The organism is Rhodohalobacter sulfatireducens, assembly GCF_022012475.1.
Lineage (GTDB): Bacteria > Bacteroidota > Rhodothermia > Balneolales > Balneolaceae > Rhodohalobacter > Rhodohalobacter sulfatireducens.
On the sequence record NZ_JAKLWS010000008.1, the window covers coordinates 159,519 to 172,565 of the forward strand.

Here is a 13,047-nt window from a genome sequence, read left to right on the forward strand (position 1 = left end):
GCTGAGTGTCGCGGAAGGAATGTTTTGGCCCTATCCCCTGCCTTCACCGAAACTTTAAGAATTCGATTTTTAAATTTTTTCAAAGGCACTGTGCAGGCAGGCCCGGCCCCTTCCCTATCCGACCGTAGGTTGACGGACAATGAAGGACAAGCTCTAATTAAAATTTCCTCTTTGGGGCATGTTTTTCGTCATAGAGAATATATAGCGTGGGTCCGACTGGAATTAAGCAGATCATTTTTATACAATGGTGTTACCAATTCAAAAAATCAGTCTTCCATGAAAAAAGCCATTCTCTCTGTTTTGCTTTCCTTAATGCTCATTTCAACTCTCCACGCCCAGGAGATGCAAGAGTGTTTCCCGGAGGAGTTGTTGCCGGATCACATCACCCAGCTCACCGATTTTGGTCAGCGGAGTGAATGGTCGCACGACGGGGAGCGGGTCTTTTTTGTGGACAGGGCCGGCGGCGAGGTGTTTATGGTGAATGTGAACACCAAAGAGACCACCCGAATTACAGACGAGAACACACGACCCGAAGGACACGGCTACTACCGTGTCTTTGAACTGTGGAACGGTGATCTGCTTCTGGGCCACGGACCGGAACGCCACGTTCTGTACTTCCAGATTTTAGACGAGAGCCTCGAATTCCCCGCCCAACCCATTGAAGGTGAAAACTTTGATGAAGGCCCGGCCGTCTCGCGAAAAACCAACAGGATTGCCTGGACCCTTCCGGAACAGGAAGAAATTTACTTCGGAGAGATTGTGTATGATGAGGAGGGTCAACCCGATATTGCCAACAAAGAACTACTGGTGGATAACAGCAAGGTGGTGGATACGGATGGCAACCAATACGAGGAGATTCTCGAATCGCAGGATTGGGCGCCGGGCGAAGAGAACGTGCTCGTCTGGAACCAGTACCACCGGAATGACCACGGCTTCCGCGCTGATATTATGAGCATTGACCTGGAGACACACACGATTGTTAACCACACCAAGACAGACCACCTCTACCACGAGGCAGAGGGAATTTTTCCCGACATTGAGACGACCTACACCCTGGTAGAATCCGACCAGCACAATCCCACCAGCGGTACCGGCACGATTGACCTCTACAAACTGGAAATTGACCGCGACGCAGCCATAAACTCCGACTCCTACAATCTTGATGATTACATGGAACGCCTCACCTTCTTCAGTGACACCGAAGGCTTCCGCTCCAGCAACGGTGTGATTAGCGATGATGGAAACCGGATGGTGTTCCAGGGTTCCATTTCAGGAAGTGATGCCGGCGTGGGATGTGGGCTTTATCTCTACGATTTTCGGCATGAAAAGTGAATTTTAGCTGTCATTGCCAGTGAATGTGCGAGCTCGACAAACCTCATATTTTTCTCCGCGTCCCTCCGCTTTCACTGCATTTCAATCAAACCGCTGAATTCACAGAACCGCAGAGGGATTGTTTTGGGATTCTACCAGTAACGGTATCATCAGCGATGACGGAAACCGGTTGGTGTTCCAGGGATCGATTTCAGAAAGCGATGCCGGGGTTGGTTGTGGACTTTATTTATATGATTTACGGCACGAATAACGAATATTGAACAAGGATTTCAGAATGTTGAAGCACTTTTGATTCCGTGTTCGTTATTCCTTCTTGGATATTCGATATTCGAAAGCCTTCTCTCTGTATCTAAGTTAAAAAAATATTATCTTTCCAATCATCACTAAACTTATGTGCCCCAAGGTAAAGCATAGGAAAAGATATGACTTCAGTCTATTCTGACAAGTCTCTAGAGTATCTGCTCGAACGCAATCAACATAGAATCGTTCAGAGCATGACAGATCAACTGAATCAAAAAACAGGTATAGAAATCAGTGAAAAGAGTTTTGACTGGGAAGCCCACCTGAATCTGTATTACCAGCATTTCACCCAGGCCATAGTCAATTCTAATCCGCAGTTATTTCTCGAATTTCTCTCCTGGGCTCGTTCCGTTCAGAAAAGCCGGAATATGAGCAAGAAAACCTTTAGGGAAATATTGAATCGATTCGATGCCGAATTAAGTAATTCTCTGGATATTGCAGCAAAAGAGCAGGCCATCGAATTTTTACACACTGTGATGGATGAGAAACCCATTACAAATGGTGAAATCGAATCGTATATCAAGAGAGAAAATGAATATGGAGATTTAGCGGTCTCCTATTTCGACAGTTTGATGGATGGTGACCGGAAAACAGCCAGCCAACTGATCCTGGATGCGGTTGAGGAAGATGGCGTTTCCGTAAAAGATATCTACATGCATGTTTTCCAGCCTTCTCAATACGAAGTTGGCAGGCTTTGGCAGATCAATGAGATTAGCGTTGCGCAGGAGCATTTCTGTACAGCCGCTACCCAGCTGATCATGTCTCAGCTCTATCCGCACATCTTCAATACAGAACGGGTTGGCAAGAGTATTGTAGCTACCACAATTGGAGGCGACTTGCATGAAATTGGTATTCGAATGGTCAGTGACTTTTTTGAAATGGAAGGATGGGACACCTTTTACCTGGGAGCCAATTCTCCTGCAGCAGACGTAATGGACGAAATCATCCACAGAGAAGCAGACATACTTGCCGTATCTGTAACGATGAGCAATTTTTTAAGCAATGCAAAAGAGTTGATACAATCCGTAAGGCAAAATCTTGAATGTGGAGATGTCAAGATTTTAATCGGTGGCAGGCCTTTTAAAATCTATGATTCATTTTGGGAAAAATTCGGTGCCGACGGATTTGCCGGTAATGCCCATGAGGCCGTTGAAATTGCAAACAGGCTAACCTCAACCAAATGAACTCTAAAAATAAAAAACTGGGTGTTGCTTTCACATGTAATGTAGAGGGCAAGGTAAAAGATATCGTGAGCGATACCTGCGGTTTCTTCGATGAGAAAGGTGAAGGAAATCTTTTGACTACATTGGTAGACACCGAAAGTATTGAGAAAGCCCTGAATTTCCTGGAATTCATTAAAGAACATGATACAGCTCATAACTGGGAGTTTTTCTTTGAGAATAATCAATATGATATAGACACCTTGTACTTTTCCGGGGCTAAAAATGGCGATGAGATATTTGTCATCGGCACATCTAAAAAAGATGATGACGAGTTTCTCGACGAGTTGATGAAAATAAACAATGAGCATCTAAATACACTACGCTCGCTTATGAAGGAGTCTTCCCTCGAAAAGGGAAAAAAGAGTCGCAGTCAGGACAATAAATTATTTACAGAACTCAGCAAGCTGAACAACGATCTTGCAAGCGCTCAACGTGAACTAGCCAAAAAAACGGCTGAGCTTGAAAAACTGAATGAGGTAAAAAATGAGATGCTGGGCATGGCATCACACGACTTGCGTAACCCGCTCAGTGCAATTATGTCTCTCAGTGAAATCATGCTGGATGAAAAGGATCAAGATTTTCAAAACCTGTCGGGTGAACAGAAGGAGTTTCTGAAACAGATACACAGATCCAGCCAGTTCATGTTATCGATCATTGAAGAAATGCTGGATATATCCAAGATTGAATCCGGGAAAATAAACCTGGACCCGGACCTGATTGACATGGAACGACTGGTGTCCCATTCTTTGAATTTAAACCGAAGGCTTGCCGAAAAGAAAGAGATATCTCTTGAATTTACAGAGCCTGTACAAGAGATGGAGATTACAGCGGATGCACAGAAACTGGAACAGGTACTCAACAACCTGATCACCAACGCCATTAAATACTCCCACTCGGGTACTCACATTACGGTTCGAATTCAGAGAGAAGATGAAGACTCAATCATCCTCTCTGTAGAGGATGCAGGCCAGGGGATCCCGGAAAAAGAGCAGAAGAACCTGTTTAAACCGTTCAGTAAAACGAGCGTGAAAGCGACCGGCGGTGAGATGAGTACCGGCCTGGGGCTTGCCATTACCCGCCGAATTGTAGAAGCGCACGGCGGCGAGATCTGGGTAGAGAGTGAAGTGGGAAAAGGATCAACGTTCTTTGTTAGGCTTCCAACGGATGCAGCTGAGTAATGTTGGTTTCTTTTGAATATCGATATCGAACAAGAATTTAAGAATGATGAAGGGGTAGAAGTTCGAAATTCGTTATTCTTTATTCGATATTTATGATTCTTCTGTCATTGCGAGGAAGAGCGGACCCACAACGCGACCCCGTGGGGATACCATTGGCACAATCCCCATATTTTTCTCCGCGTCCACCAGACGGTTCACTGCCTGCCCCGAACCGTCGGGGCGGTTCAATTAAACCGCTGAGTGCACAGAGAGCCGCAGAGTGATTATGGAACTGGCATCCCATCAAACATATTTCTGAAGCAATTCCAAGGTGTGTATTATGAATGATAAATTCCTGAAATATTGATCTTTTCCTGCGATATTTTATGAATGCGATGTCTAATTAAATCACACTAAAAACCTGTCAACCGGTGGGAGATAAAATCAAAACGACGTGGGGCGAAAACTTGGATCCCGAAAATGTGTGGGATGCCTATCCGCGGTCGATGATGCAGCAGGATGAATACCAGGAGCATTAAATAAAAAGGCACTCCCCGCTGTCAACAGAGGAGCGCCTTCATCATAAATCACACTGCTATGATGTATGTTTAGGTTACGAGTATAATTTTGATTATTCCGGAATTGTGAATGTTTTCAGCATGTTGGCGCTAACCGGGTCGGGAATTTCGGCAATCCACGCGTAATCGCCCGGTTCAAAATCGGCATGAATATACGCGGTTGATCCCCCCGTCATTTCCATGGTGCCACCCATAAATTCTGCACCCTGTGGCGCGTTGTTTACGAGGCTTCCCGGCTTCGACCAATTCATCCACTCAATTACAGATTCGATCAATTCCTGATCACTGTTGTCACTCAGTTTCACAAGCTGAACGTTGTGTCCGAGCAGGTGATTATAACTTGTTTGATCTTCAAAAAAGACCTCAACAACTTGTGATCCATTTTCAGGATTTCCATTCACCTCAATTCCTTTTGTGGAGGAAATGGTAATATTCATATCCGGTTCCGGCTCTTCTGCTGCCGACTGCTCATCAGTTACAGTCAGTTGTTCCAGCATTCCCAAATAAGAGTGGAACTGCTCGTTTTCGTCTTTCACATAGCATTCCACAATGTACTCACCCGGCTCAAGCTGTACCGTGGTTTTGGATGTCTTGCCGTCTGCGGTGAAGCCAGGCCCGCCCATGGGTGGCGCACCCGGATCAAAAAACCAGGGCCCTTTCTCAGAAACGTGGGCTACAAGATTGTCAACAAACTCCCCATACCCTATTTCGCCCGCGGCATAGGGATTGAACTCCACCTGGAACGGTTCCGTAACTCCCTGGAACCAGTGATCGAGCAGCGGTTCGTCGGCTGCCTTTGCGGCTTCGATGGCTGCCTCAGGAACTTTATAGATCACAAAAAAATGATCCACATGCGATGCGTTCTTAAACTCAAACGTAGTCCAGCCGGATGAGATCGATTGGGTATCCATCTCAAAAAGATGAAGATTTTCCTCGTGGTTGTGAGTAGCTGTAACTTCCACAAGGTTCTCATTAGTTGATTCGCTTGATGTTACATTTTCATCGTCGCAGCCCGCAAATAGCTGGGTCGTTGAAAAAAATAACATCATCATAGCGGCGTACATAATTGTATTCTTAATAGTGTAAAACATAATGATAAAGGATTTGGTTAAATTGACGTTAGTTTTGAAGATTTGATTTATTCTTTATAGCGGTAGCGGTAAAACATGTGGGTTGGCGCTTACCGAACCGTTATTAACGTTTTGCAGTGTGTCTGATATGGAAGCGTGCATCGTTTTTCGGTTTTATGATGATTATGATGATGATTTAGATTGTTGAATTAACCGGCAGCCAGTTGACTGCCTTTCCATTTTGATTTCAAAATAAACCCCGGCTCTTTCCTTCCTCTCTTTTAGTTCTTAGATTGTCATCTAAGACTTTACTCTGTATCTAAATGAATCAACTCAACATCCTTGGATCGGCAGAACTGCGAACACATGACGGCAAGCTGGAACACTCGTTTCTTGCCGGACCCAAGCGATTGTTTTTGCTATCCTTCCTATTGATTAATAAAACGACCGGTTTTCAGCGCAGAGATAGAATTCTTCCCTTGCTTTGGCCGGAGAAAGGACAAAAGAGTGCACGGAATGCTCTCAGCAATATGCTCTACCATTTGAGAAAAACGCTTGGCAAAAATTGTATCGAAACCAGGGGCACAGAAGAATTGAGGGTCAATAATGAGCTTTTTGAGTGCGATGTTTTTACTTTCGAAAACGCAATTGAGAATAATGACTGGGAAAAAGCATTGAACCTATACCGGGGTAGGCTGCTGGAAGGTCTTCATATTCCGAAAGCCTCAGCCGAACTCGATCAGTGGCTTGATACTCATCGTAATCACTACCATAATGAGTACCTGAAAGCCGCAGAAAAAGCAGCGCAACAATTTGAGAGCAGTCAGCAGTACAGAGAGGCTGTAAAGTACCGGAAGATCCTCTACCGTGAAGATCCGTTCAGCATAAAAAAAGTTAAAGACCTGTTGCGCTCACTCATGTATCAGGATAAGCAATCCGAAATTTCTGAGATTATAAACAGCCACGCTAAACAAATGGCCAAGGAGTTTGGTGAGAATCCATCTGCAATAAAAAAAGAGCTCTCTGAGTTTATTGAGCAGAGTAAACCTGAAATCGAAAAGAAGAAAAAGTATCTGAAAGCCACACATGAAAACTCTGTGGCTGTGCTGCCATTTGATGTTTTGGGAAACCACGAATCTACCCTGCATTTTGCCAGAGGTTTACACAATGACCTTCTGACCCGACTCTCCGCCAACAGACAACTATCGGTAATATCCAGAACATCTGTTCTTCGGTATGAAGACAGCAATCAGGCGATTCCCGAAATTGCTCGTGAACTGGGTGTACGAATTATTGTTGAAGGGTCGGTTCAGCAGATCGAAAACAGAATTCGCCTTAATATTCAGATGATTGAAGCTGAGACAGACGACCATCTCTGGGCAGAAACGTTCGACCGGGAATTGACAACAAAAAATATATTTGATATTCAAAGTGAGCTGGCCGGGCGAATTACCGATAGCTTGGAAGGACGGTTTACCAAAGAAACGACGGACCAACCCAAAACAGAACCCACCCAGAACCTCGACGCCTACCTACTGTACACCAAAGGACGGTTTCATTTGAGTCAGCGCTCAGAAGTCGGTATTTCACAGGCAATCAGCTATTTCAGGGGGGCCATTGACGAAGATAAAGACTATGCGCAGGCATGGACCGGCCTGGCTGAGGCTCAGATCCTGGCTGAATGGTACAACTATCCCCAGGAGTCAACCCAAACGGATGCGATGGAATCGGCCGTTAAGGCACTTTCGCTGAATCCAAAACTTGGTGAAGCGCATACTGCACTTGGAATCATCTATGTGCGCAGGCAAAACGGGCCCGATGCCCTTCGTGAATTCAAAACGTCTGTGGAACTACAGCCCGGATATGCAGAAGGTCACAACTGGCTTGGATGGATGAATATGGTTCTGGGACGGATTGATCAATCGATTGAACCCGCAGAAAAAGCAGTGACACTTGACCCCCATTCGCCCTACACGCGGGTGTATCTGGGACAAATTTACCTGGCCAATGCCCATCCGGAAAATGCACTGAAAGAGGTAGAAACTGCAAAAAAAATTGAACCTGATTTTGGTGTTATTCACTTCATTGAGGGACTGACCCTCTACCACCTGGGCAGATATCAGGAAGCTGAACATGCCCAAAAAAAGGCCCTGACGCTTTTAACTCCAGAGAGCTCTCCATCTTCATCAGAGGTTATCGCTTCACTTGCAATCATCCACAATAAAAAAGGACGAAAAAACCGGGCCCAAGAGCTAATCAAAAAAGTTTTACAGACAGATGATTATGCATCTGCCGGTTTCGCTTATGCTGCATTGGGGGAGCATGATAAAGCATTTGATGCCTTTGATAAAGTAAAGCAATGGGGCGCATTCACAACACCAACAATCCGGTACCTCTATCCCGATTTTTTATCAGAAATACGAAAAGACAACCGTTTTGAGAAAGTACTAAGCAATGTAAATTCAAGCTGGGATATCACGTAGATCGAAGCTCCAGCTTCGATTGCTATGCAACAAACACCTGAACATATAGCAAGGATAAGCTTTAATAAAGTTCAACATCCAGAACAAGATAAGCGGATGCTAAAAAATATCCGGACCACTCGAACGGGGAACTTCGAGTTACTTTGGTTCAATATTCTGATTGCAACGCCGTTTGGTTTAAGCTGATATGAACGCTTGAAATTCGGCAGGCGTGCTAAAGGCATCTCATCAGGGAAAAATTCCTGTCCACCGAAGCTTTGGTAATCATAAGCTTCATCCTAAAAAATTGAGGTTACGCAGATGGATATCGGCAGCTGATAGATTAAATTCCTGAAATATTGATCTTTTCATGCGATATTAAATAGATGACCTTTAATAAAAATGAACGATTAAAGATGAGTTTTCGACTTCGTTTCTCCCAAAAAGCGGTCGAAACTGCGCTCAAACTGACGTTTTTGAATAGGATGTCTATAAAATCAAACTAACCAACCTGTTTCTTTATGCGAGTTCTAAAACTTTGTCTTCTATTCACTGCTTTTCTCTTCACATTTACATCATTAAATCTTCAAGCCCAATCCTGGCAACCGGCGGGAGATAAAATCAAAACAGAGTGGGGCGAGAATCTGGATCCCGACAATGTATGGGATGCCTACCCGCGGCCGATGATGGAGCGTTCGGAATGGATGAACCTGAACGGGTTGTGGGACTACGCGATTCGCCCGGTCAACAGCCAAACACCGGAAGAGTTTGACGGCGAGATTTTGGTACCGTTTGCGGTGGAGTCGAGTTTATCCGGAGTCATGGAACGGCTGGGCAAAGAGAATGAACTTTGGTACGAGCGGGAGATCGAAATTCCGTCGGACTGGGAGGGCAGCGACATCCTCCTGCATTTTGGGGCGGTGGACTGGAAAGCAGAGGTGTGGCTGAACAACATCAAAATTGGCGCGCACACCGGCGGGTATGCACCGTTTTCGTTTGATATCACCCCTTACCTGCAAGATGGCTCACAGACATTAAACGTGAAGGTTTGGGATCCCACGAATGATGAGGGTCAGCCACGCGGCAAGCAGGTGAATGAGCCGGGCGGGATTTACTACACGCCGGTCTCCGGAATCTGGCAGACGGTGTGGTTGGAGCCGGTCAGCAATGCATCGATCAAAGATTTCAGACAAACGCCGGATATTGACAACGGGATAGTCAACTTCAGCGTAGACACCCGAAACACCCAGCCCGGTGATGTTTTTGAAGTAACCGTCCGAGATGAGGGAGAAGTTGTGGCTGAGCAAAGAGCAGGCGTGGGCCAGGAACTCGACGTTCCCATTCCCGATGCGAAGTTATGGTCGCCCGAATCACCGTTTCTGTATCGCACGGAGATTACTCTGCACCGTGATGGAGAAGAGGTAGACCGGTTCGACAGCTACTTCGGGATGCGGAAAATCAGTATGGAGCGGGTCAATGGGATTTATCGGCTGCACCTGAACAATGAACCCTATTTCCAGTTCGGCACGCTGGACCAGGGCTGGTGGCCGGACGGGCTCTACACCGCACCAAGTGATGACGCGCTGAAGTACGATATCGAAAAGACGAAAGAGCTTGGATTCAATATGATCCGTAAGCATGTAAAAGTGGAGCCGGCGCGCTGGTACATGCATGCCGATGAGCTCGGGATGCTGGTGTGGCAGGATATGCCGAACGGCGGCGATCAGCCCAACTGGCAGCGGACACAGTTTTTTGATGACGGTGTCTTGACGCGATCCCCTGAGGAAGAAGCAACCTTCAAGAAGGAGTGGAAGGAGATTGTCGATTACCTGTACAATCAGCCTGGCATCGTGGTATGGGTACCGTTTAACGAGGGCTGGGGACAGTTTCGAACCAAAGAGATTACGGAGTGGACACAAGAGATGGATCCGTCGCGACTGGTGAATTCGGCATCGGGTGGTAACCATTTTCCCGGCGTGGGTGATATCATGGACCTGCATAACTATCCGCCGCCGGAGATGCACCTGTATGACGGTATGAAAGCCAATGTGATGGGTGAGTACGGCGGCATCGGCCTGGTGATGGACAATCATCTATGGGACACCGAGAAAGAGAACTGGGGATATGTGTCGTATCAATCCGTTGAAGAAGTAACCGATGAATATGTGAATTTTGCCGAAATGCTGATCGACTTTGTCGATGCCGGGTTCACGGGCGCCGTGTATACCCAAACCACAGATGTAGAGGGTGAAGTCAACGGCCTGATGACCTACGACCGCAAGCGCGTGAAAGTGGATGCGGAGCGGGTGCGTGATGTGAATCGAAGAGTTATTGAGGCTCTTGATTGATCAGATTTGAGACGTGAGATTTGAGACACGCCGTGTCAGTTGTTTTTTCGAATAAATCAGAAAAGTGATGAAATGAAATCCTCTCCTTTTTAAGGATGGGCCAAGGGTGGTTCAAGCGTACTTCATTCAAGACTACACATTGAGAATTTGGCTTGTTTAGTCATGCCAAAGGCCCCTTTTGGCACGGCACCCTGGAAGATCCGGCTTTCTCTTAAAAACAAGTACTATCGGAATGATCCTTTATATCTATTACCGTTGGCTTCGTACGTGTTTAGCGACCTGACAGCGTGGTCCGGTGCTTTTCTGGACCTCCTGTCAAACATATGAGCGTCGAAGGGAATTATCTTGGGTTCACAACGCTGACAGATCCAGTTGGTGCTGTCAGGTTGTTTGATTCGAATCGCTAAACAGGTACTTGGCTTCAGCCAACGGCTGGAAGCCCTAAAGCAAGGAATGGGCTTTGCCCCCCCATCCTCAATGCGGCTAAAGCCCCAGAAGATTGCAGGCTCTTGGATCCGTCAGTTAAAACTGACGGTAATAGATATCCACACCCCGGCCTTCGGGCCGCTGAGGAAGAATCTCCTTGATTAGATACATCGGTCATTTCCACGAAACTCATCGTCTCATATTTGTCGTCTGCCGGGTGGAAAGTGCCATGTAGTTTAGACCTGTATTGATTGTGAATTGGCAGGCGAAGAAAGCAATCGCCAGCCGATGTTATTGTGCAAAACTCGAAATGACGCAAGCGTCCCGCTTGTGCCCTCCTATTTAGTTTCATTTCTTAATTGTGCTTTAAGTTCAATATGAAAAGCACAAAGTGAATCCATAGTGATCGTTCTACTGCTTTCGTGATTACGCATTCTTTTTTTTCTTGCAAACAATCTCTATTCTCGTATTTTCTGCTGATAATATTCATTTCTTAACCAAACCAATCCGACGTGACTGAGGAGAAAAAATCAACATCGAAAGAAAAGCCTTCATCAGAAGGTCGAGGTACCCTATTTGACAAATTCTTAAATGGAATTGAAACATTGGGTAATAAACTGCCCGATCCCGCAATGTTATTCTTCATCCTCTTGGTGATTGTTTGGGTTCTTTCGGCCGTACTCTCACCCATCGACTTCGGAGAAGTGCATCCAAGAACCGGAGAGGAGTTATTGGTTCAAAACCAGCTTACGGGCGAAAACCTGGCTGATTTTCTTGCAAATATGGTCAACACATTTGTGCTGTTTGCCCCGCTTGGAATTGTTCTCGTGGCGATGCTTGGTGTTGGCGTGGCAGAACATTCCGGCTGGATTGATGCGGGACTCAAGAAACTGCTCAATTTTACTCCGAAGATGCTTCTCACGCCCATGCTGATTTTGATAGCGATTGTCAGTCATACCGCTGCCGATGCCGGTTATGTGCTTGTAATACCGCTTGGGGGCGTGATTTTCTATGCGGCAGGGAGGCATCCCCTGGCAGGAATTGCAGCTGCATTTGCGGGGGTCAGCGGTGGGTTTTCCGCGAATTTTATACCTTCGGCCATCGATCCACTGTTGATGAGTTTTACCCTTGAAGCCGCCCAGATTCTTAATCCCGACATGGCGCTGAACCCTATAAACAACTGGTATTTTACGAGTGCTTCCTGTTTGCTAATTGTTACCGTTGGGTGGTACATCACCGATAAGATTGTGGAACCTCGATTGGAGGGAATTGAAATCGACGGTGATGAAGATGAAATGCCGCAGATGGAATCGGTTACCGATAGAGAAAGCCGTGCGTTCTGGTGGGGATTTATTGCGATGATCATGGGAATTCTCGGATTGGTTCTTTGGGCATACCCTGCCGATTCAGCACTTCGAGGGCCGGATATGGTGAATCCTGAGATTCAGTCACTGGTTTCATTTGAAGCCCCGCTGATGCAGGCCATTGTTCCACTCATATTTGTGCTGCTCCTGATCCCCGGTGTTGTATATGGATTTGTATCCGGAAAATACAGCAGCTCCAAAGATATGATCGATAACATGACCAAGTCGATGGAGAGCATGGGGTATTACATCGTGATGGCCTTCTTTTGTGCCCTGTTTATTGATGCGTTCAGCAAATCCAATATTGGTCTCCTGGTAGCTTTAAAAGGAGCCAATTTTCTGCAGGCACTGGCTCTTCCGGGTCAGGTGACGATCGTGGGAATTATTTTGTTAAGTGCTTTTGTGAACCTTTTGGTGGGGTCAGCTTCAGCAAAATGGGCTCTGATCGCCCCTATTTTTGTCCCTATGTTAATGCAGCTTGGAATTTCACCCGACCTGACCCAGGCCGCCTATCGTGTGGGAGATTCGGTTTCCAATATCATCACACCGCTTCTGCCTTACTTTCCGTTGGTGGTTGTGTTTTGTCAGCGCTATGTGAAAAATACAGGAATCGGCACGTTGATTTCGATGATGCTTCCATATGCTCTGATCTTCTTGGTTACCTGGACGATCTTCCTTCTGGTCTACTGGGCAATTGGCATTCCGCTGAGTTTCGAGGCTTATTATACGTATCCGGCCGGTGGGTAGGTCAGATATGAGATTTGAGATGTGACAGTAATTAAAAGCA

8 protein-coding genes are annotated in these 13,047 nt (G+C 46.1%); 7 read left to right on the forward strand and 1 reads right to left on the reverse strand.

The annotated features are described in order from the left end of the window. Positions 1-90 precede the first annotated feature (90 nt). The 4 genes from L6773_RS08740 (at position 91) to L6773_RS08750 (ending at position 4,033) form a co-directional block, all read left to right on the forward strand. The gene (locus L6773_RS08740; RefSeq protein ID WP_237853495.1) at positions 91-1,332 is read left to right on the forward strand and encodes a TolB-like translocation protein; all 1,242 of its coding nucleotides are present in this window, start codon (positions 91-93) and stop codon (positions 1,330-1,332) included. A 118-nt stretch (positions 1,333-1,450) separates the two neighbouring features. Continuing rightward, entirely contained in the window at positions 1,451-1,582 is a 132-nt protein-coding gene (locus L6773_RS21470; protein WP_255727727.1) for a hypothetical protein, read from the forward strand. A 244-nt stretch (positions 1,583-1,826) separates the two neighbouring features. Further along, positions 1,827-2,816 (forward strand): cobalamin B12-binding domain-containing protein, encoded by a 990-nt coding sequence (locus tag L6773_RS08745; RefSeq protein ID WP_237853496.1) that lies wholly within the window; start codon positions 1,827-1,829, stop codon positions 2,814-2,816. Then, on the forward strand, positions 2,813-4,033 hold the full coding sequence (locus L6773_RS08750) for a sensor histidine kinase (RefSeq protein WP_237853497.1): 1,221 nt from the start codon (positions 2,813-2,815) through the stop codon (positions 4,031-4,033). Before L6773_RS08745 ends, L6773_RS08750 begins: the two co-directional genes overlap by 4 nt. Before the next feature lie 610 nt (positions 4,034-4,643). Here the strand turns inward: L6773_RS08750 and L6773_RS08755 are convergent. Further along, positions 4,644-5,681, reverse strand: a complete 1,038-nt coding sequence (locus tag L6773_RS08755) for a hypothetical protein (protein ID WP_237853498.1) — start codon at positions 5,679-5,681, stop codon at positions 4,644-4,646. Positions 5,682-5,983: 302 nt separating this feature from the next. Between L6773_RS08755 and L6773_RS08760 the strand changes: the two genes are divergently transcribed. The 3 genes from L6773_RS08760 to L6773_RS08770 all read left to right on the forward strand — a co-directional run bounded on the left by L6773_RS08760 (position 5,984) and on the right by L6773_RS08770 (position 13,007). Continuing rightward, a complete protein-coding gene (locus L6773_RS08760; protein ID WP_237853499.1) occupies positions 5,984-8,143 on the forward strand; it encodes a tetratricopeptide repeat protein in 2,160 nt (719 codons plus the stop codon). 500 nt (positions 8,144-8,643) lie between these two features. Further along, positions 8,644-10,470 (forward strand): glycoside hydrolase family 2 protein, encoded by a 1,827-nt coding sequence (locus L6773_RS08765; RefSeq protein ID WP_237853500.1) that lies wholly within the window; start codon positions 8,644-8,646, stop codon positions 10,468-10,470. Between the two features lie 938 nt (positions 10,471-11,408). Next, positions 11,409-13,007 (forward strand): AbgT family transporter, encoded by a 1,599-nt coding sequence (locus tag L6773_RS08770; RefSeq protein ID WP_237853501.1) that lies wholly within the window; start codon positions 11,409-11,411, stop codon positions 13,005-13,007. Positions 13,008-13,047: the final 40 nt, after the last annotated feature.